Raw genomic sequence first — 21,240 nt, forward strand, 5'->3', positions numbered from 1 at the left:
TCGTCGCTGAGCACCAACTCGGCCCGCGGCCGGCCACGACCAGACATGACCACAGCCTACATTTAGATTAGGGACTTCCGGCGCACCACACTAGGGCGATGGTGGCACTGTCCTGGGCATTCAGTTGCAGGAACCGATCGACCAGGTGACCGATCCTGTGGCCGTTGCGCTCGTCTCGGGTGGCCACGCTGAGATCACCGTAGATTTGAACAGCCCGGGTGATGTAGGTGGCAGCCTCCTGACCAGGGTCGTGCTCCAACAAGATCAGAGAGGCCAGGTACAGCCCACGTGCAAGATCAGGCTTCCATTGAGCCAAGTCCCGGCCGTGGAGTTCCTCGAAGATGCCGACGTCTTCGGCGCTGTGCGGCAATGCCTGTTCGTAGCGACCACTTGTGTAGAGGACGTCGGCGAGGTTGTGCAGTGCGCGGCCCAGGTCGGCTCGATCCTGGTCAATCTGGCAGCCGGCCCCGTCGCCGGCGGTGTCGTGCTCTGGCGCACTGAGGATTGCGCGCCGAATGACGAGGGCCCTGGTCGCGCAGTCCAATGCCCTATCGAAACTCTCGGTGGGGTATCGGGCGCTGATGTTGGTCAGGACGTTGGCCAGGTGCCGTTCAAGGCCTGTCTGGCCGTCGTTGACACATTGCTGGAGCAGCTCGGCCGATCTCTCGCCGACGAACAGCGCCTTGTCCCTGTGACCCATTGCGGCCAGGATGACACCCTCCAGGTCGAGTGCGCTGGCAAGGAACGCATCGGACCGCGGGTCATCGGCCAGTCCCTGCACAATGGTCACGACCTGCTCGGCCGCCTCCAGAGACTTTTCGTACTGTCCGGCGTATAGCAGACGCGACGCAACCTCGTAGAAAAGACTTGCGCGCCTCCGGTCGTCCGTCTCTGTTGTGAGGTCGTGCTCGACCAGCCGGACGGTGATGGCTGCGTGAGCAGTGTCCAATTGGATGTGCGGTCCCGCTGGCAGCTGTGACTCCACCTGTCGCAAGGCCTCGAAATCCATGTGCTCGATCCCGGCGAGCCGGATCAACGTCGCACTGCCCGCGGCGACGGCGACCTGCGGGTGCAACCGCAGTAGCGGATACAGGTGATTCTCGGCGATGTGGCGCCAACGCCGGGCGACCTCGACGAGCACGGTGATCGTGGCCTGGGCGTACGGCGATACCCCCTCGCCCGGCCCTGGCTCGAGCAGGTGAGCCAGTACATCGGGCGCCCAGAGGCCCAGCTCGACGGACCGGTTGTCGTGCCCCGGCGTGCTCAAAGCGATGAAATCCTCCCCGAGCCGGTCGGGGTACAACGGCTCGAGCACCTCATCGCCGGTCACCTGTGGGCCTGCGTCCTGCTCCGGAGCTGAACCCGCTGGTGGGTAGCACACCCGGTGTTCGACGACCGCCAAATCGGCCGAGGCGACCCCGGCGCGTTCTAGTGCAGCCACGGCGGCGGCGTAACCGAGTGGGCCGATCAAGGTGGCGACGAACACCGTCCGCGCCAGCCGGTCCACCGAGGTTGAGATCCGCCCGCTGGCGTGCAGTTCCTGCCAGTGGGCGAACTCCCGGCCCAGTAGATAGGCGGAGAAGTCCTCCCACTTCGGCAGTGCACCCCGCGGGTACGGCTCGCGGTTGTGCAGGTATGCGTCGACGCAGACCAGCGCAGCCATGTGGATGGTAAGCACGAGGCGCCTGTCCTCGTCGGCCAACGGTGGCATTTCCAGCCGGCCGATGTCGCCCGCGCCGAGCGCCCCGGCGAACGCCGTCACCGCCGCGTCGAACAAAGCCTCAGGGCTAATCGAATCGGCCAGCGGTAGCAGCGGCAACGTGTCGACGAGGACACCGCCGCCCAGGCGGTAGCTGTCCCCCTGCCACCAGGCACCCCCGGGGCGTGCCAGCAGCAGTACCCGCACTCGACCCCCGGCGTCTTTCACCGACGGGTCGTTCAGGACGGTGACCAGGTGCCCGTCGGGCCAACGCTCGGCGTAGTCCACGATGAGCAGCACGCCCTGCTCGACGGACCACCGGCTGGTCTGTACGGCACCGGCCGCGCCAGCCTCCAGTGTCCGTCGGGCGGCGACCACCCGCCAGCCAGCGCGTTGGCTGGCGGCGGCGAACTGGGCCACCAGGCGCGTCTTGCCCTGCCCGCCGGGGCCGTGCACAAGCTTGACCGTCATCGCGGGCGTAGGCGCGTCGCGCCAGTCGCCGAGCTCCCTCAGCTCGGTGTCTCGCCCAGCGAATCCGACTACCTCGTACTGCGCGGCGAGCAGCCAGCTCGGGGACAGCCCTGCCGGCAGCGGAGTCGCCTCCTCACGGAAGTTCTCGAGCAGGTAACGACTACCGGCGACGCTGATGTCAGCGAACACCTTCGCGGTGCCCGGCCCGACCGGCCGGCCCAATCGCGCGGGCTGCGGTGCTGGAACGGTACGGGCCCGATCCCACAGCCGGCGCACCTGCGCCGCAAGAGAGGCCAGGTCACGGCGGGCATGCTGATCCGGCAGCCGGCCCGACATGCGGGCCAGCGCCACGGCGACGGCTACCGTGTCGGCGCGGCCCGGCGGCAGCACCTCGCTGGCAATGATCCGCTTGATCGTGTCCCGCCGCGGCACGGCACCCTCGAGCACGTCGACCTGCTTCTCGGCCGCGTCCTCGTCGACCCCGGTGTCCTGCATGGCCTTGACCAGGCCCGTGCTGAGCTTGCCGACTTCGCCCTCGATCTCGTCCAATGTCGGGGTATCAGCGTCCAGGTACAGCTGGTAAATCGCCGATTTGAGGTCGTTCAGCGGCCCGGCAGGTAGCCGGGGCCGCTCCAGCGGCCGCGGCGATGACCTGCCTCGCTGGCTCCCGTCGCTACTCATCGCCACCAGCATCCCCCAACCCCCGCTTGCAGGCCATCGGACGCATAGTCCAGCGCAACTGAGTGGATCTTCCCGGATCCCCCTGAAGGTGTAGGGACAGCCGGCGCCGGCACCGCGGTTCACCTCAGACACCCACGGAGCATTCGATGACCCGACCTCAGCACGATCACAGCGGCCCGGACAAGCGCCGTACCCGAATCGCCCTCGCCGCGATCACCGGCCTGGTCGCCGGCGCCACCCGCGCCCTAACCGGCTGGCTGCTCGAGCACCTAACCTCGGGCTGCTAGCTGCCCAGAGGCGGGGATCTCCACAAGACAACACTGAGGCCCCGCCCCGGCCCCACCCGCGTGTGCATGAGGACTACGGGCATCCGTGCACACGACCACGCCCAGCCGTGGTACTCCGTCGACCAGCAGATGGTCGCATTGGTGGCCAGGATTCCGTACATGCCCGCACGTGACGATCACCAGACGTTCGGCCTCGGCGACGTCGCGGCCGGCTCTGCCGTAGCCACGGAACCGGTAAGACAGCAGGCGGCCGCGGCGAGCCGCGGCGGCCACCTGGGCGGCGGCCCGCGCAGCGCGTCCGCGTACCGATGCGCCGAGCACCACCCCGACCACGCCGCCAGCACCGCTGACTCCTTGGGCGGCGCGACCACCGCGCCGTACGGCCATTGATGCCCCCTGACCTGCTGCGCGGTGACGCTGCGCGGCCTGTGGGTGCAGCAGGAGGCTCGCCGTGGCCAGTTCCGCAGGACGAACCTCCACCAGGTCGTTGTTGGACTTACGCCGGCTTGCCGGATCCGCGCTGGCCCACAGCGACCCGCTGGTCTGGCAAACCGCGCTGCGCCGGATCGCCAGGACATCGGCAGACGGCCAGCTGGTCGCGGCACCTGCGAACTCGGCACGCGTTCTGATCATCACGCGGGGGCTGCCCGCCTCCGGCAAGACCGGCAAGGCGAGCCGCTGGGTCGCCGAGGCGCCCACGCAGCGGGCCCGGGTCAACTGCGACAGCCTGCGCGCCATGATGCACGGCCGCCGACTCGGCACCCGGAACAGGAGGACATGGTCACCATCGCCCAGCACAACGAGCATCCGGGAACTGCTGGCCGCCGGCCTCGACGTCGTCGCCGACACCAACCTGGCCGCCGAGGCGGTCGACGCGTTCCGGCAGATCGCCGCCGAAGCGGGCGCGCAGTTCGAGATCTGGGACCTTACCGCCACCGTGTCACTGGAGGAGTGCCTGCGCCGCGACGCGCGGCGCACCGGCGCGGACCAGGTCGGCGAGGCGGCGATCCGACGGCTGTATCGGCATCGGCAGCATCTGGCGCCGGGCGGGGCGTTGGTTCGGGGTTGCGAGCGGCCGTCGCGGCTGCCAGTACTTCGGTTGTCTAACTCGCGCCCGCTCGGGACTCTTCGAGGGGACGCCCGCGAGCCTCGGCCCCGGCCGACACGATCGGCTCCAGCAGACCAGCACCCCACGAATTCAAAACAGTGGGTTTTCGGTGGCTGATCTTTATCCAACGAAAACGGTGACCTGCGTTTCCGCAGGTCACCGACGACTTTTTGTCGGGCTGACAGGATTTGAACCTGCGACCCCTTGCTCTAAATCGCGGCTTTGCAAGACTTCGCAATGCTTGTCGAAAACGTGCTCTGACCAGCTCAAACGCGGCCGAACGGCCTCTGCGGCTTGTCATCGCTTGCCATGACTTCACGCTGTTTTCGGTGGGTAAAGCGGGGGCGGATCAGAACTGCTCTCGTGGACTCCCTCCGCCGAGTCACCAGCTCGACCACGCCTACAGACCTTCCGAGCTCTTCTCACGACGACACCCAACGAGGCCACCGGCATCCCCACCCGAGTGACATGCCAGTGCGGGCAACCGGCCTCCCAACCCGAACTATGGATAACTGATGTCACCGCCTGGACTTTCACCGCTCGCTCGTACTTTGAGAACCGCAGTGGTCAAGCAGGATTCGTCCCCCGGGTTCCCTCAAAGGAGTTCTCTCAAGCGTCTTACGTGCGTTCCAGCGAAGCCAGGGCAGCCGATTCGGGCTAACGAGCGGCATGCTAACCCGAGATCGAAGCGATCCTTTGACTGGCACTACGCCCCCGGCTCGGCCAGCTCCTCGACGAGACTCCATTTCGCCGACTCCCGCCGGATCCTTAACACAGAACAGACCATTCTCCGCTAGCAATTTGCAGCAGCGGGCGATCCGGCATCTGTTACCGCATCGGCGATCGCGTGGACTCTGATACCCGCTTTCCGTGCCTCCGCGTACGCGTGACTTGGCAGATCCTGCGGACTTCAGGGACGACGGGCGGCGACGTCGGATCCGGCCGGTTCCGCAGCGGCCCTGCTTGGCCTTTGGGTAACGTCATCAATGCGGCTATCCGATCCGTGGCCTGCAGGCGCCTGGCCGCGTTGACCCGGGTGTAGTAGCGAGCGCATCAACGTGGCCGGATCATGGCCGAGCCGCTCCGCGACCTCATGAACGCCGTAACCGGCGTCGAGCAGACTCGGCGCGATCAAATGCCGATCTGATGCGGGCCGAGCGGCCGGACCTTCGCCGCCACGGCCAGCTGGTTGAATCGGTCCGTAACGTTGTATGGCCGCGTCGGCCGACCCGTGCGCCCGGTGATTAGGTACCGCGACACCGGCCCGCCGCAGCCGCCGTCAGCAGATCGCGGGTCACCGCGTCGAGCACCAGCGCGCACACCCCGTTGTGCGACTCAGCGGTTTCACCTGAAGCCGGCTCCGGGGATCCCCGCGAACGCCGACCCGGGAGGCGCACAGCGACGAGACCGAACGACAGACTTCACCCGTCAAGCCTGCCTTGATCCAGCGATCAGCGACGCAACAGAGCGCATGTCCCATCGGCTCAGCGCGTCTGCCGATCCCGCAACGCAACGGACCCTCATGCGCATACCGACATCGCCTCCGTGCGTCAGCGATCAAGTCGTCCCCAACGCCATCGCCTGGTGCCCAGCGATGGCTCGGTCTGCCCGGCCGGAGTCGACTCCAGCAGCCTTTGTCCGATCTCCGGTGAGCTGACCTGTTTCAGCATGTTGCTGAGCTCGGTCACCTCTTGTCGAGTGCGGGTGACCCGAATTCGGTCGACCACGTGGTGAAGTTCCTCGTTCAGACCGCCAGCCTCCAGGGCGAGGATCAGTTCGAGCAGCTCGTACGCCGATCGGCCGAAGTCGTAGTCATAGAACTTCCGCCGGTCGACAGCCTCCCGCATCAGCGCTTCGGCATCCTGTTCCTGACCGTTTCGGCGCAGATCGTCCAAGGCGATGGCCAGCGACTCGGGAGAAGCCGACCATGCCGCTTCGGACAACGCCATGTCGGCATACATATCGAAGCCGGATCGGCGCAGGCCGGCCACGAGCACACTGAGCTGACGAGTTGGATCGACTCTGAGGATCTGGGTCGAGAGCCGGCTCCACGTGAGGTTCCGAATAACCGTTGACAGGGTCGGGCCACCTACCCTCACCACCTGGAAGAACAACTTCACAGCGTCTCGCTCAGGCAGGATCTCGATAAGTTTGCGGATCCTCAGATTGGTGTTTCCCGCGTTCAGGTGTCGAAGAATCGCCGACATCGCCCCAGCGCCCCGGACCATCTCCAGCTCGGAAATGATCTTCGTCAAATCTTCGTCGGTGGGATTGCCGATCAACGCGCCGACCTGAGCAGGCGAAAGGTCGGCACCAGTAGCCACCACTGCCTGCAACAATCGCGCGGATTCGCTGGCCGACCGGCCGCCCACGGCGGAGAGCACAGTCTCGTAATCCTGCCCGTTGCCTCGATCACCCAGACCGCGGAGAAGATTCGCGACTTCCTCGGGCGGCAGACGTCTGGCGGCAATCTTGAGTATGTCGATCGCGTCCACCGGCCGGCCTGCATCCCGAAGCGCATTCACCAAGCTCATCGTGCTTGACGCGGGCCGGGCGGCGACGGCCGCGGAGAGGAGGTGGAAGGCGGCGTCCTCCTGATCCGCGTCGCGCAGCGCGCGGGCCAGATCGGCGACGTCCGCATCGCCCAGCGTCTGGGCGCCGCGGTCCAAAGCCGCGTACGCATAGCCCTTCTGGCCAGTCGTGATGTACTCGGTGGCAAGCTCCATCATCGAGGAGGCGTCTTTGCGGGCGAGAGCGGCGTCGTACGCCACGCGCTGGCTCTCCTCGACATACCCCGACTCCGTCATCGACTGGGTCAGATGGGCAATGGATCGGGGTGGTCGTCCACTCAGCGGCGCGGTCGCCATCCCGTAGAGCTGGAACGAGACGCCCTCCCGACCGGCGGTCCGAAGCTCATCGGCCAGCGCGAGCACGTCCTGAGCCGGCAGGCCGGTCGCCACCTGCTGGACGAGCTGGTCCACCTCGTCACGGAGGCCCGCCACCCACAGCTCGCCAATCAGGGCGGTGCGCGAGGGGATGTCCGAGGCGCCAGTGAGGGCGGCATCGACCAGCCGATTCAAGCGCTCGCCGCGCCCATCGTCCCGCAATAGTTTGGCGAGTTGGGAGGTCTTCTTGGGCGGCCCGGCGGCGACGACGTCCAGAAAGCCGTCTGCCACCTCCGACGAGCCGATGATTTCGAAGATGCGGATCAGTTCCAACAGATCACCGGCCGACCGGCGGGTGACGAACCGCGCCAGCGTTCGGAAGTCGTCGGTCAACCCGTCGTCAAGAAGCACCCTGGCGAGCGCGGCCAATTCCTGGTTGCGGTGGGATGCTTCGGCAGTGGCGAGCAACTCGTCAGCTGCGGCATCCTGCCCGTCGCCGCGCAGCGACCGCAGCTCGGTAACCGTCGCGGCCGGCGGTGTGCTGACTACCCGGCGCACGGCGGGTTCGAACCCGGATTCGCGTCTCGGTTCGGGCATCGGATGGACCGCGACTGCCCCATCGGCGTCCGGCGGCCGGTAGGCGCGGTTCCGCACCAATCCGATGGCGCTTCCGTCGTTGCGCGATCGCTGCTGCGGCATGGGGAGACGGCGTTCGGCCAGCTCGGCACGGAGATGATAAAACAGCGTCTCAAGGTCGAGCAGCTCAGGACCGTCGATGACACCGGCGGAAAGCTTCCGGATCAAGGCACCGGTGAACGCGGTGAACTCGGCGCCGAGCGGCGCGAGCGCCTTACTAGTCTCGGCAGTGGCGGTCATTAGGTACGTTCCCGCGATCCGCGCCTGCTCAGCCACGTCGGAGCTGCCCATCGCGCCCTGCATGGCCCGCCCGCTATAGCAGCAGTCGAGTATGACGACCTTGCTATGGCACTTCCGCGCCGTCTCCACCACTTCACGGCGCACATCGTCGTAGCGGACCGTGCGGTAGAGCTTCTTGCGGCTGCCCTGCGTCAGGGCGAGGTGCAGCTCATCACGTTGGTCGAGCAGGCCGTGACCGGCGAAGTAGACGATCAGGGCGTCGGTGGCTTGCCCGGCTGCGGTGTTGATCGCGTCGAGGACGTCGTCGGGGCGCTGCGGGCTGAGCAGCGTGTGACAGTCCTCCGTGCGCAGTCCCCACAGGTCCGGAGAGGTCAGCAACCTGCTCAGCTCCTGCAGGTTGCGCTCGACCGCCGGGAGGGGCTCCAGGTCGGCATAATCGGAGACCCCGATGAGGACGGCGCGGGACGCCCGCGGGTCCGGCAGCCACGTGTCCGGCTGGGACGGCCGGACCATGTCTTTATTGTCCTTCCGCTTCAGAGTTGGGCGATGGGGACAACTGTGCGATGATCCGGTCGATGGTCTCCGGCGAGCCGTCCTTGACCGTGATCGACCCGCCGTCTACAGAGAAGGTCACTTCCGTCTCGTCGTCGTCGCAGGACTGTCGCCAGGTCGCGTACGCGATGGCCAGGTTCGCCAGCGCCATACCTTGCGTCAGGACGAGCTCGATAATCTCGGCGGCACCCATCGTGCCCTGTGGCGTGTCGTCGGCGTCGAGCATTTCGACGGAGGAGTCGGCGGCGAGGTTCTCGTCGTCCCGGAGCCATCGGTAGAGCCTTAGCGTCGCTTGCACGTCGTCGGCGGCCGCAATAGTAATTCTCATTCGACCACCTTGTCGCGGATCCATGCCGCACCCGTACGGCTGCCCGTCCAGTCTGGACCAGCCCAACGGACAGAACCAACCAACCGACGCGAAATGGAGAGTCGCCTCCACGACACGGTTGTCGGCGGAGTCACCGGCGAAGGCGACGAAGAAGCCGAGCAGCTGCTCGGCACACCACGCCGGATGCCTCCACCTGCAGCTGCTTGATCCGCTGCGAACCACCTCTCCCGGCAGATCTCAGCCGGGGTTCGCTCCAACAACCACTTCAGGCAGTCATGCTCCTCCAGGAACACTCGCGTGTCCTCGGGGAAGACCGGCGCGGCACGGGCGAGCGCCCGGAGCAGGTCGAAGCCGAGCCCCGGATCGCCGCCGGTGCCGATCACCCGGGACCAGAGCAGCCCCAGTTCGGCGCTCAGGCGCTCGAAGCTCGGATGCCGCGTCGACGGTAGTAGGCGCAGATAGTGACGGACCGTTCCGGCGTCGCAGGAGGCGAGGATTTCGGCGGCCCGCGCGCGGACCTGCGGCGCCGGGTGGGACAGCCGGGCGTACGAGCGGAGCGCCAACAGCTGCAGGTGAGCATCGCCGTTGAACCAGGTCAGCAGCGCGTCGCGGGCGAACGAACCGGGTAGCCGGGGGTCGCGACCGGCCAGTAGTACTACCTGCGCGGCCACCTCGCCGACGAACAAGTCATGCGAGTCGGCGACGGCGTGGCCAACCAACTGCTCCGCCGGGCCACGGCCGAGCCCCACCACGCCGCGCGCCGCCGCGTACTCGAAGAAGGTCTGGTGGAAGAACCGGTACAGCCGGCTGTCGCGTGGCGCCAGCATCACGCCGCGCGCCCGCAGCTGGTCGATCGCCCGATCGTGATCGGGCGGGCGGCCTGCGAACAGAGGTAGTCGGTGAGCTTGCGGATGCTCCATCGGGTGAACGGGCGCCCCAAGGATTCGGGGCGGGTGTTGGCCGTCGTGACGACGAACTGCTCGTCATCGCTACTGATCTGGCGGGGACGGCCACCCGCCCACCGAGGGTCCAGGCTGGCCATCCCCAACTCGTTGAACCGGTGGATGACCTGCCGGATCGTGTCCTCGTCGGCCTGGACCAGCCGGGCGATGGCCGGCACGGTGTTGCCGCCGGCCGAGGCGAGCACGACCATCGCCCGCCGTAATCGGATCGGTGAACCGGTGCCTCTGCGAGTGATACGCAGCAGCTGCTGACCTTCCTGGTCACTGAGCCGCCGCACGCGTACAGGATCTGCCACCTTCACAGCCTGAACGGCGTCACGCCGCCGGGCCGTCAGGCCGGGCGGCGTGTCATCCAACACCGTGAACGTTCGTGGTCACGGCACTAGCAGCGCGGGTGCTGGTGGGCTGCGACTCCGGCTTCGTGGCCGCGATCGACCCGGACGCCGCCCGTATCGTGCAGCGCAACCACCTGCCGCCGCCGATCGCCGCACTGGCGGTCGCCGGTCACCGGGTGATCGCCGGCGACGCACCGCTCAAGACGGCCGCCGCCGAGGCGACGGGTGCCCTGTGGCCACTCGATCCGGACACTCTGGTCCCGGTCGGCAAACCGGTGGCCACGCACGGCCGGGCGATCACCGCCAGTGCCGTACGCCCGGACGGCGGCCTGGTCACGAGCGGGCCGACAGCCGATTGCAGACCTGGACCGCCGACTGGCGCCGGAGCAGGACGTCTCCATCGGTTCCGATCTGATCCCCGTGGAGGTGTGGACCGCGCCGGTTCGCAGTTGCCGTTCGATTGCCTCGGTGACCTCCGGGATTGCGTAGCCGAGCATGTTCGTGAGGATGCCGCCGAAGAAATCCAGATACGTGGTACCTGCTGCATCAGTTACACGCCGTCCCGCTCCGGCAACGATCTCCAGCGGCCGTTCGCCATAATAGAGGGGCATCCATGCCGGCTGAGCGGCTCGGCGCCGTGCCAGCAACTCGTCATCCATGAGAACCTCCCGATTTTCGCTGCCCGCGAAGAAGCGCCCCCGCCCACTCGGAGCCCAATCCGCTACGAATACCTCCTCCATGCGTAACGGGAAAACATAGAAGAGGTTCAGCGGAACACACGAAATTTTAGAAGTCCTAGAAACGGCGGGCCGCGTCCACCGAAGTCATGTATCACCCGGTCTTTTAGGTCGATGAGAGGCGGCCATCGCAGATCCTTCGGATTACTTGAAGATCACGAAGGACAAGACGCGAGGCACCCACCACCCCTGAGCCGTGGCTGCTGGCCTACAGCGCCCACGGCGCGGAACTAGACCAGCGGACTACCTGCGTGCATGACCGGGCCGGCCGCGCGAGTTCTGGCGTTAGCCCGACTGGAGGTTACCGAGCCACCCCGGCCGCTCACAGCGCTGGTGCCCTCGTCACCGCCGGGTGGCCAATACCTTACCGACGCACAGTGGGCACGGCTCGCGCCGTTGCTGCCTACTATGCCGGTACGGGGTTCTGCCTTGCACGCCGTCGCGTCGACGTCCTGTTCGCCATGCTCCGCGACAACACGCCCTACCGGGCTCGGCCCAGCCAACACGCCCTCGCCGCTTGACGAAACCCATGGGGACCACCCCCCGGCGGCCAGCGCCCCGACCCAGGCGCGGCGGCACGTTAGGCCGCCGATCAGGCCCAGAACCGGCCCGAAAATCACGCTCGCAGCCAGCCAATACCCAGTGATCGGGGACCCAAGTTCGCGACGCCAGCCATAGAAGATGAGCGTGCCCACGATCAGGGCCCAACTGCCCGAAATCGACGCCGCCCACAACCGTCCACCAAGGCGAGTGCAGGGTTACGCCGATCTCTCCGCGGCGCCATTTTCTCGACGACGGCCCTCTGCTTGATGTCGAGCACGACCACGACGTACTTGAGCTCGACGACGTCGTGCTTGAACTCGACCAGAGCCGGCGAGAAGTTCGCGTCGACGAGCAACGCGACGCCATACACCAAAGCCCGCCAACCCTGCTCTGGGTTGGCGGGCTTCTCGACATCCGTCACCATGTCTGTGATCCCGGGACTTGATACCGATCGGCCTGGGACTCACGCTGCCGAAGCGGCCAGCTGCTTACCGGTCGGGAAGTACTGGCAATGCGACTCCCCGGCGAGCGATCTGACAGATCCATCCGCAGATGCTCGACCAGCACGGCGAAGCCGTGGTCGATGTCGAAGATCCGTCGCTGCTTTGGGACGGGTTCACCGGGTGCCGCGCCTGCACACCAGTAGCTTTGATAGCGCGCCGGCGCGGTTGTCGAAACGGGTCAGTCGACCGCACCGACCCGACACCGGTTACCGGGGCGCGCCCAGATCGTCCAGCGCCTTCGCCGAGCCACGCTGCAGCGGAACCGGCCCCGTCTTACGGGCGGTCGCGAGCGTGATATCGCTGGCCGCTGCGTTCGCCTCCACCAGTTGTGCCTTTCGCTCGAACAGGGTTCGCGTCAGGACACACGCGACGTTCGGATCAAGGTCCGCCCGGACCACCAGGTCATTGGGCACGACGATGGTCGGAATATCCGCCGGCTGCTTGTAGGTGGCCGCCGGTATGGGCGCCTCTTCGTACGCCGAATTGATTTTCTGCAGTGCCGGAAGCGACCCGCTGATGTCCAGGAACCGCACCTTGTCGCTGGAGGTCGTCAGCAGGTCGGTGACGCCCGGCGTGTAAAGGCCGCCGACCCAGACCAGCGCGTCGATCGTGCCGTCCTTCATGCCGTCCACGGTCTTGGTGAGGTCGAGCTTCTCCGCCTTGACATCGGTGGCCGGGTTCAGGCCGGCGGCGTTCAGAAGGCGGTTGGCGATGAGTTCGGTGCCGGACTTCGGCGACCCGGTCGAGACCCGCTTATTCCTCATGTCGGCGACGCTCTTGATACCGGCCGCTTTCCGGACGAGCACCTGGGTGTAATTGTTGTAGATCCGGCCCAGCGTCGCGATCGGCTGCTTGTTGGTGAAGCTGCCGGTACCGGTGACCGCCTCGGTGGCGGCGTCGGCCTGCGAGAACCCGACCTGGTAGGTGCCGGCCATCACCTGCTGAATGTTCTGCACGGAGGCCCCGGTCTCGGCGGCCGTGGCTTTCAGTTTGCCCCCGGTAGCGTCGACCTGTTCGGCGAACACGTTGCCGAGCGCGAAGTAGACGCCGGTGGCGTTGCCGGTCGCGATTCCGACCCGAGTGTCCTTCTGAACCTGGCAGGTAATCGCGGCGCCGGTGTCCACCGAGGCCGCGTTCTGCTGACCACCGCAGGCACCGGCGGCACCGGCGACGCTGAGGGTGAGGGCGGCAGTGGCGAGTCGTCTCATCTCATTCACTTTCCTGGGTTTCCATGGTGCTTTTTCGATCGGTTCCGCCGGCGATCGGCGGCCGAGAGACAACGGCATTCCCCGCCACGCCCGTGGGCGTCTCGACCTCCGCCACGGGTCCCGCCGGAGCGACTCGAGGAACGGTTCCGCGCATGCGTTTATCGACGGCGGCCCACACGACGACCAGTACGAGAGCTCCGATGCCTGCCGCGACCGTCACCGGCTCCAGGTAGAGCAGCAACAACCCGGCGACTCCGCCGAGCACGCGACTTCCGACGCCGGCCGGACCGACGCCCAGGACCCATCCGCCCGTGGCAGTGGCAAGTCCCGCCACGCCGAGCCCGGTCAGCACCGCCGCGGCTGCGACGTCGACGACCGACCCCTGGCCCATCAGGTGCGTCCCGTTGCCGGTGATGACGAACGCGATCGGCGCCACGAACGCGGGAAGCGCGTACTTCAGCGCATGCCACATCGTCGGCAGCACCCGGCCGCCGGTGATGGCGCTGGCCCCCACCGCGGCGAGCGACGTGGGCGGCGTGACCTCGGACAGCACCGAGTAGTAGAAGACGAACATCGCCGTGGCAGACGCGGGCACGTGCAGGGCCAGCAGAGCCGGACCGATGATGACCCAGCCGATAACGAAGCTGGCCGTGACCGGCACCGCCAGCCCCAGCACGGCCAGCGCCACCGCGGCCAGCATCACCGTCAGGGCGAGCACCACTGTCGGATTCGAGCTCACCGCTTGCGCGCCCCGCACCAGCAGCGACGCGAGCTGGGCACCCAATCCGGTCTTCGTCGTGATCGCGGTGATGATCCCGGCTCCCGCACACACCGAGACCACCGGAAGCACGCCCCGCACGCCGACCGAGAGCGCCTCGAACACCCGGCGCGGGGTCAGCCAGGCACTGCGATCCAGAAAGGAGAGTACGAAGGTGACCGCGGTGGCGTACACAACCGATCGTTGCGCGCTCTGCCCCGCCGCGAGGAGAACGACGATGAGGGCGAGCGAAGAGAAGTGATAGCCGAAGCGGGCGAGCAGCCGCCACACGCTGGTCGCCGGCTTGTCGAGTGCCCGCATCCCGTAACGCCGCACGTCGATCTCCACGGCCAGCAGAATGCCCAGGTAATAGACGAGGGTGGGGATCGTGGCCCAACCCAGCACCGTCAAGTAGGAGACATCGAGGTACTGGGCGACGATGAACGCCGCGGCGCCGAGGGTGGGCGGCGACAGGATCGCACCGACCCCGGCCGCCGCGAGCATGCCGCCCGCCTGTTCGGGCGGGTAACCGGCGCGCCGCAGCATCGGCCAGGTCACCGCGCCGACACTCACCGCCGTCGCGGTACCCGAACCGGACACGGTGCCCAGCAGCAAGCCGGCCGCCACCGCTGTGCGCCCGGCCGCGCTGCGCGACTTGTGAAAAGCCGCCACAGACAGGTCGACGAAGAACCGGCTGGCACCCGAGAGCTCCAGGACGGCGCCGTAGATGGTGAACAGCACGATGTACGACGCCGCCACGTCCAGCGGAGTGCCGTAGAACCCGCTGCCCGAGTTGAACAGGGCATCCACTATCTGCCCGAAGTCCATCCCGGCATGCGCGATCGGCCAGTCCTGCGGCAGCAGACCGCCGTAGTAGCCGTACGCCAGAAAGAGCACACAGACCAACGGCAGGATCCAACCCGTCGTACGCCGGCAGGCCTCCACCACCAGCACGAGAAGGACGGCCCCGACCACCACGTCGGACGGTGCGAGCAGTCCCTGCCGGTCGAGAAAGCCGTCGTAGCCGCCTCCGAACGGATTCAACGGATACAGGCAGGTGACCAGGGCCACCGCGGCAAGAATCCAGTCCGCCACGGTGGGCCGATCGCCACCACGCCGCTCGAACCTGGACCGGTACGCCAGAAACACCAGCGGCAACGTCCCGGCCAGAAAAATGATGAGGTAGTACTGGCTACCTCGCGCCAACGGCTGGAAAACTTGCCACAGCACGAGAATCGCGACCGCAACGGCAATGATTGCGACGACGACACCGATCACGCCTTGGAGAGGGCGGGCAGGAAGCTCTTCGTCGTCGTACTGCATTCCGGCTGTCGGTTCATCCACAGTGGGCGGCTGCACATCTATGTAACGACCTTTCCGCCCCGAAGATCAGCGCAGTGATGACCGTCACCGTAATAGCTTGCCCCACCAGGACACTCGCCGTTCCGCGAGACCGCTTGCGCGACTGCCCAGGCGCTGGCCGGGGGTCGTATCGAGCGAGGCTCTTACGGGCGGGCGGCGGCGAGATGGACGCCGTACATCGCCGCTCTCCCTGCGCCGCGACCCCGGCTCGCCGCGTGCCGACCGGACCCAGCCGTCAACCCTGCGGCTCGCGACTGAGGACCCCGGCCCATTGCACCCCGCCGTCGGTGCTGCGGTACAGGACACCCGCCGTGGGCTGACCTCAGCCTGGGCGGGACGGAGATGTGGCGACTGGCGGACAGATGACGCACCCGCCGTCGCGGTACCTTCAGGCCGCGATCGTCGCCGCGGCCGAGCCTCGTGCGCGTCGGCTCGGTCGGTTGAAGTTAAGTCCGTATCGACTGCATGCCAGCCTGCAACGAACCTGGCCCCAGGGTTTCGCTGGCCCAAGTCGCTTATGTCCTGGTGACCTGGCTGCAGGTTCCCCGATAGTGTCTGAATCGCTAGGTATCGGTTGACACTGCCGGGCGCTGACTCTCAATCCGCGGGCTCGCTCAGCCAAAATTCGCCCAAGGCGACGGCCGAGACTGCGAGCCATGGCTACGAGGACGAGTCATACGTTGGCTCTCCCTTGTCCCCGGAGCCTGCTGCACCGATAGGTGACATCTGAGATGGCTTGCCGTGAAGGCAGGCTGGGAGGATGTTGCTGTGCCCAAGCCTTATCCCCGGGAGTTCGGCGAGGTGACTGCGAATACGGGTCTTAAGGCACTGCGAGCTGAGCATCCGGAAGACGCCTGGTACGCAGGGTGCGGGCACATGAGCGACGCGAAGGGATTCTGGACGGCGGTCGGTGACGGTGTTCCCGGCGCATATCTTCCTCGGGACCTGTGCCGGTATGTCGCTCGCCACGGAGGCCTGCTACCTCGACGGCAGTGGGGCAGCCTAGATCAACGCTGACTCTAAGCGGGGTGGCCGCGAAGTCAGGATTTGTGCCTAGAATTGCGTCGGCGCCGGGCGGCGGTTTCAACCTTCGTTTGGTTCTCCCCAGGCGACGGCCGCTGCCCGGCCACCGAGTTTGCCACAGTCACGGACCACCATCGACCGTTCGCGGGCATTCCGCGGCTCCTAGACCCAGCGGACACGTACCCGGCAGCATATGTGATTATCCATTCGAGGCGTGATCGCGCTGGTCATCCGCGTTCACTGCTCCTCGCGTCCGGCGGCACGATGCCGCCCTTCCTCCGGGCCGCAACATTGAAGGTGGAAAGGCATGGCTTTGCAAGAACTCCAGGCGATGCAGATTGCATACGAGCTGCTTTCCCCGCTCGACCCGAGTGCGCAACAGCGCGTCCTGGCCTGGTTATCCGCGGCGCTTATGGACACCAACCTCGATCCGTCAGAGGGTATTGATCCCTCGGTAGGGCTTTCGGCTTGACCGTTTTTGTCCCCTTGCGGTGTGGGGTTGGTGCGTCGTCTGTCACGACAGTGTTGCCGGGTCTCCGATTCCCGGGAACGGCCCTCTCCGGCTCGCTGAGACGGTTATTGCTGGTCAGGTAGGTGCGGGTAGAGCGGTGAGGCGTTGCCAGCAGAGGATGAACGCGTCGCTCCAGGGCCAGGTTTCGGCGATTTTCAGGGTGCGTTGCCGGGCGTGGCTGCTCAGGGTCGCGGGTAGATGCAGCAGTCGGTAGCGCAGGGTTTCGGGTTCGGCGTGGGCGAGGTCGCTCTGGTCGTGCAGCCCGAGCAGGCGGGTCCAGGCGGTGATGTCCGCGGCGATGTTCGCGGCCAGGACCCAGCCTCGGTTCACGGTCCAGGATTTGGAGGGCAGGTTACGCAGCCCCATGGCCTTGTTGGTGCGCACCCGGTCTTCGACCGTGGCGTGGCTTCGATGCAGCGCGTCGGGCCATTGCGGATGATGCGAGCCGGTAATGCCCCACATTCGGGTGATATTCGTGGCGACGACAGCGTAGCGCCACCCGGTGGCGCGTTCCAGAGCGGTCAGGTTCTTCTGATGCCGGGCGGCGGGCCGGGTCCGGCGGGCGATCAGCCGCAACCCGGGCAACCACTTCTCGGCGCGGGCGTCAAGCCCGGTCAGTTCAGCGACCCCGGCGGTCGCGGTCGCTTCGCCGTCCTGGCGCAGAGAGTCGGTCCAGGCGTCGACGGGTAGTGCCGCGATCGCGGTCTCGTCGGCCGCGGTGATGGTCCACCCGACGGTGAACCGGACCGTGCGGAACGCGGTGTTCATCTCGTGCAGGTGCTCGATGAAGTCGTGGGTGGCGCCGGCGCCGTCGACCCGTACCAGGATTTTCCGGCGGTACTTCGCCGGGATCTGATCGATCGCATCGGCAAGGACCCGGATGTGGTCACTGGTCGTGTTGGATCCGGCGTTGCCCTCGCGGAGCAGCATGGACAGGGACTCGGCGGTGTTCGCGCACCACGCCCCCAGCGGATGAAAGCCAAAACCCTTCTTGAACGTCACCGCCGCGCCCTGTTTATCCGAGTGCGCGGTGATAAGCGAGGCGTCCAGGTCGATCACGATCCACCCGTGCAGGAGTTTATCCGCGACCAGCAGCCAGGAGAACCCGCAGGGCCGGCCGGCGATCAGCTCCCATACCCGCCGGCGGGCTTTCGCCCGAGCCTTACCGATCTTACCCAGCGTCACCGGGTCGAGGCCGGTCAGGCACCGGCGGACCGTGCTGTCCGACGGCGGGTCACCGAACACCGAGGCCTGATGCGCCAGCAGGTCGATATCGGACACGCTGGTCGCGCCGAGCGCGATCGACACCGCCAGGGATGTCAGCACGGTGCCCCGATCCCACCACCCCGGGCCCTCGCCCCGGGGTATCACGGTGTTCAACCCGCTGGTCAGACCAGCCTTGTCGGCGCATTTACGCAGCAGGACCGCACCAGCGTGACCGACGAGGTTCTTATCCGTGGCCGTCACGGACAGCCGGTCATCCCACCCGATAGACTTGCTCACCAAAAGGTGCATCCGTTTCTACATAGGACACGGTCTCAGCAACCACATCCTTGCAGGTTGGGTGCACCTTTCCTTCATCGCCCTCAATGAACCCGATCCCCCTCTGAACGGGGGAGGCCAAGCTGCGCTGCAGCACACACCGCGCCACCCCGATCGTGCAAGCCATCCTCGTTCTCCATCACGTCGAGAACCCGACCTACCGAGGATGAAAGGTTCACTGTCGCACGGCGGTCCTGATTGCTCAGGGCGGACCTGCAACCGGATCGGGTCGGGATCTCGTCGATGGTTCGTGACATGCCGACGGGAGACACCATGAGTGAGGACTTCCACGCCTATGTACGAGGTCGAGCGGCGGCCCTGCGCCGATCGGCTTACCTCCTCTGCGGCGACCTGCATCAGGCAGACGACCTCGTCCAGGAAACCTTGACGACCGCGTATACGCGATGGTTCCGCGTATCGCGGGCGGACAACGTGGACGCCTACGTGCAACGGATCCTGGTGCACACCTTCATCAACGAGCGCCGCCGCGGCTGGTGGAAGGTGTTGCCGTTGGGTGCTTCCGCACCGGAAGCGTCCACAGCGACCACCGGCTTGGAAGAACGCGAAGTCTTGCGAGCGGCGCTGTCCAAGCTCACCCCAAGCCAGCAAGCCGTGCTCGTGCTGCGGTTCCTCTGCGATCAGAGCGTTGCCGACGTCGCGAAGCACCTCGGCTACTCCGAGGGGGCGGTCAAGTCGCAGACCCATCACGCCCTGAATGCCATGCGCAAGAAACTCGGCTCCGACCAGTCCACCCTGGGCCGGACGACCGCCGTCGCCCGGCTGACCTCGAGAGGAACCCGATGACTCCGATGAGCGACGAAGAGGCCCGCGAGTTCCTCGGCCCGCTGGCGGGAGAGCCGGACGGACCACAGCGACTCGACCTGGCCGAGATCGAGCGCGTGGGCGGGCGACGCCGCCGCAACCGCAGACTAGCGGCCGGTGGGCTCACCACGCTCGCTGTGGCAGCCGGATGCGGCGCCTTCTTCGCCCTCCAGGCCAACAGCCAACCCGGCACCCCGGCCGCGGGTTACGAGCCGCCCTTACCCGGCTCGAGTGCCGCCGTATCGCCCGCCGCAGCCGGCGCGAAATGCCTAGCGGCGCCGCTCGCAGGGCCGACCGGTCGGGTGTACGACGTCGACCACACGGGCCGTTACGCGGTGGAAGTCCGGGGCGGCCGGCAGAAATCCGCGGTGGTCTGGAAGGACGGGCACCAGACAGCAACCGTTGCCCTGCCGCACTCCGACCGCGTTGAGATCGCCGTCAACGCCACGGGAGACCTTGCGCTGAGCCTCGCCGACGGACAGAAGAATCCGACCCCTTATGCGTACGCCGGCGGCAAGCTCACCCCGCTCAAGGGCGGCGGCGTCATAGCGGACATCGCCGACGACGGCCGGATCGGCGGCACCTCCGCCGCGGGTAAGCCAGTCGTCTGGGCGAGCCCGGACGCGGAACCGACCCAACTGCCCCTGCCGTCGGGCACTATCCATGGCGTAGTGATCGGCTTCGACACCGACGGCACGATCCTCAGCGCGGCCTTGAACAACGACAACACGCGTACGGTCTTCCTGCTCTGGCGCAACGGCACCTCCCACCCGGAAACACTGACGTTTCCCGACCAGTACGGCGGCGGCAACCCCACCATCCGCGGCATCCGCGGCGGCAAGATCTTCTATTCCAACCCGCCGACTGCCGTCTTCAGCTACGACATCATCACCCGCCAGGTCACGAAACTGCCGCAACAGGCGGCCTTTACCCAAGGCATCGGCGGGGAAGGCACAGTCGTCGGCGCACCCACTGACGCCGTTCCGCTGTGGGCGGTAATCGACGGGAAGGCCTACGAGTTCAGCACGCTGGAGGGCCTCGCCCAGTACTCACTCGTGACCGTCGCCGACGATGGGCACACCATGTTCGGCAACTCATGGCAGGACAGCACGGCGCACCCCACCAAGTGGACCTGCGGGCTAGCCTCCCTGCCGCGTGCCAGGTGAGCTGCGCATAAGTCAGCAGCGCGAAGCCCACGCCACGTAGTCAGGGTGTGGCGCGGTTCCCGTACTGCGGCAGCGTTGACGGGACTGCCCGAAAGACGGCTCTGGCTCCCATTCGGTGGTAATGCTGGGTGGACAGACGAATCGGCGTGCTGCGATGCCCCGTCGGACGCAGCAGGACCGCACCAGCGTGACCGACGAGGTTCTTATCCGTGACTGTCACGGACAGCCGGTCATCCCACCCGAAAGACTTATTCACCAGAAAGGTGCACCCGATTCTACATGGGACATGGTCTCAGCAACCACATCCTTGCAGGCCGGGTGCACCTTTCCTTGACCATCATCGATAGCCGCTATTTGCTCTGAATAGCGGAGGCCAACGGCGTCGCCATGGCCGCAGACGAGCCGGCCGCGCCGGTGAAACCGGTCGCCGAGGTGCCAGCGGACATCGCCTCGCCGGATAACGTGGCCGACGCGGCGACGGAGCACGCGGCGGCCGTGCCGGCCGGCAGACCGCAGCGTCGGTGACACCCGCTGGAGAGCGTGGGGCTGCGGCGGTACCTCAGGCCGCCGTCGAGCCGGGCTCAAGCTTGGTGGCCGAACCAGCGTCGCGGCCGAAGCGCGGCTGGCCGGCGAAGACGATCGGTCGGAGCGCCGCCAAGGCAGCTAAACCCTCGGTTGCCGCCACGCCGGCGCAGGCGGAACAGCGACGCCGGGGCGAACGGCGGAGCGGTGAGCAGTTCCTTGCCGACCTCACCGCCGTCGGCTCGTCCAAGGCACTCGCCGAGAAATATGGCAAGTCGATCGGCACGATCGGGAACTGGGCGAACCAACTACGGGAGCATGGGTTCGACATCCCGGTCGGCCGGCTGAAGAAGAGCTGAA

At 66.8% G+C, this 21,240-nt stretch carries 17 protein-coding genes and 2 pseudogenes; 9 read left to right on the forward strand and 10 right to left on the reverse strand.

Annotated elements, in window-relative coordinates; genetic code table 11:
- Positions 1-67 precede the first annotated feature (67 nt).
- Positions 68-2,863 carry a tetratricopeptide repeat protein gene (locus ACIA5C_RS46440; RefSeq protein WP_396067357.1) on the reverse strand — a complete coding sequence of 932 codons (2,796 nt, stop codon included), beginning with the start codon at positions 2,861-2,863 and terminating at the stop codon, positions 68-70.
- Between the two features lie 134 nt (positions 2,864-2,997).
- Between ACIA5C_RS46440 and ACIA5C_RS46445 the strand changes: the two genes are divergently transcribed.
- From ACIA5C_RS46445 to ACIA5C_RS46455, 3 genes are all read left to right on the forward strand, one after another.
- On the forward strand, positions 2,998-3,138 hold the full coding sequence (locus tag ACIA5C_RS46445) for a hypothetical protein (RefSeq protein WP_396067359.1): 141 nt from the start codon (positions 2,998-3,000) through the stop codon (positions 3,136-3,138).
- A gap of 66 nt (positions 3,139-3,204) precedes the next feature.
- Complete coding sequence (locus tag ACIA5C_RS46450; RefSeq protein WP_396067361.1) at positions 3,205-3,528, forward strand: hypothetical protein; 324 nt, start codon at positions 3,205-3,207, stop codon at positions 3,526-3,528.
- 97 nt (positions 3,529-3,625) lie between these two features.
- On the forward strand, positions 3,626-4,363 hold the full coding sequence (locus ACIA5C_RS46455; RefSeq protein ID WP_396067364.1) for an AAA family ATPase: 738 nt from the start codon (positions 3,626-3,628) through the stop codon (positions 4,361-4,363).
- Between the two features lie 1,433 nt (positions 4,364-5,796).
- Here the strand turns inward: ACIA5C_RS46455 and ACIA5C_RS46460 are convergent.
- The 8 genes and pseudogenes from ACIA5C_RS46460 to ACIA5C_RS46495 all read right to left on the reverse strand — a co-directional run bounded on the left by ACIA5C_RS46460 (position 5,797) and on the right by ACIA5C_RS46495 (position 15,255).
- Positions 5,797-8,520, reverse strand: a complete 2,724-nt coding sequence (locus ACIA5C_RS46460) for a caspase family protein (RefSeq protein ID WP_396067366.1) — start codon at positions 8,518-8,520, stop codon at positions 5,797-5,799.
- 4 nt (positions 8,521-8,524) lie between these two features.
- Complete coding sequence (locus ACIA5C_RS46465; protein WP_396067369.1) at positions 8,525-8,911, reverse strand: hypothetical protein; 387 nt, start codon at positions 8,909-8,911, stop codon at positions 8,525-8,527.
- Complete coding sequence (locus ACIA5C_RS46470) at positions 8,884-9,807, reverse strand: hypothetical protein (protein ID WP_396067371.1); 924 nt, start codon at positions 9,805-9,807, stop codon at positions 8,884-8,886. Before ACIA5C_RS46470 ends, ACIA5C_RS46465 begins: the two co-directional genes overlap by 28 nt.
- Positions 9,714-10,127, reverse strand: a complete 414-nt coding sequence (locus tag ACIA5C_RS46475; protein ID WP_396067373.1) for a transposase — start codon at positions 10,125-10,127, stop codon at positions 9,714-9,716. The genes ACIA5C_RS46470 and ACIA5C_RS46475 overlap by 94 nt, the downstream gene beginning before the upstream one ends.
- Positions 10,128-10,603: 476 nt before the next feature.
- Positions 10,604-10,843 (reverse strand): annotated as a pseudogene (locus ACIA5C_RS46480) (aspartate aminotransferase family protein); the annotation flags it as partial.
- Between the two features lie 775 nt (positions 10,844-11,618).
- The gene (locus ACIA5C_RS46485) at positions 11,619-11,888 is read right to left on the reverse strand and encodes a hypothetical protein (protein ID WP_396067376.1); all 270 of its coding nucleotides are present in this window, start codon (positions 11,886-11,888) and stop codon (positions 11,619-11,621) included.
- A 285-nt stretch (positions 11,889-12,173) separates the two neighbouring features.
- Positions 12,174-13,175 (reverse strand): TAXI family TRAP transporter solute-binding subunit, encoded by a 1,002-nt coding sequence (locus ACIA5C_RS46490; protein WP_396067466.1) that lies wholly within the window; start codon positions 13,173-13,175, stop codon positions 12,174-12,176.
- A gap of 1 nt (position 13,176) precedes the next feature.
- Positions 13,177-15,255 carry a TRAP transporter permease gene (locus tag ACIA5C_RS46495; protein WP_396067379.1) on the reverse strand — a complete coding sequence of 693 codons (2,079 nt, stop codon included), beginning with the start codon at positions 15,253-15,255 and terminating at the stop codon, positions 13,177-13,179.
- 1,369 nt (positions 15,256-16,624) lie between these two features.
- Here ACIA5C_RS46495 and ACIA5C_RS46500 point away from each other — a divergent pair.
- A complete protein-coding gene (locus ACIA5C_RS46500; RefSeq protein WP_396067381.1) occupies positions 16,625-16,789 on the forward strand; it encodes a hypothetical protein in 165 nt (54 codons plus the stop codon).
- Positions 16,790-16,903: 114 nt separating this feature from the next.
- Here ACIA5C_RS46500 and ACIA5C_RS46505 read toward each other — a convergent pair whose 3' ends face one another.
- Entirely contained in the window at positions 16,904-18,295 is a 1,392-nt protein-coding gene (locus tag ACIA5C_RS46505; protein WP_396067383.1) for an IS1380 family transposase, read from the reverse strand.
- A 155-nt stretch (positions 18,296-18,450) separates the two neighbouring features.
- Between ACIA5C_RS46505 and ACIA5C_RS46510 the strand changes: the two are divergent.
- The 5 genes and pseudogenes from ACIA5C_RS46510 to ACIA5C_RS46530 all read left to right on the forward strand — a co-directional run.
- Positions 18,451-18,540, forward strand: a pseudogene (locus ACIA5C_RS46510) (IS5/IS1182 family transposase); the annotation flags it as partial.
- A gap of 103 nt (positions 18,541-18,643) precedes the next feature.
- Complete coding sequence (locus ACIA5C_RS46515; protein WP_396067386.1) at positions 18,644-19,174, forward strand: SigE family RNA polymerase sigma factor; 531 nt, start codon at positions 18,644-18,646, stop codon at positions 19,172-19,174.
- A gap of 5 nt (positions 19,175-19,179) precedes the next feature.
- Positions 19,180-20,358: a hypothetical protein gene (locus ACIA5C_RS46520; protein WP_396067388.1), complete on the forward strand. Its 1,179-nt coding sequence runs from the start codon at positions 19,180-19,182 to the stop codon at positions 20,356-20,358.
- 387 nt (positions 20,359-20,745) lie between these two features.
- Positions 20,746-20,883: a hypothetical protein gene (locus tag ACIA5C_RS46525; RefSeq protein WP_396067390.1), complete on the forward strand. Its 138-nt coding sequence runs from the start codon at positions 20,746-20,748 to the stop codon at positions 20,881-20,883.
- A 65-nt stretch (positions 20,884-20,948) separates the two neighbouring features.
- Complete coding sequence (locus ACIA5C_RS46530) at positions 20,949-21,239, forward strand: hypothetical protein (protein WP_396067392.1); 291 nt, start codon at positions 20,949-20,951, stop codon at positions 21,237-21,239.
- Position 21,240 lies beyond the last annotated feature (1 nt).

Origin of the sequence: Actinoplanes sp. NPDC051343, assembly GCF_044455125.1 — a bacterium.
Classification (GTDB): Bacteria; Actinomycetota; Actinomycetes; order Mycobacteriales; family Micromonosporaceae; genus Actinoplanes.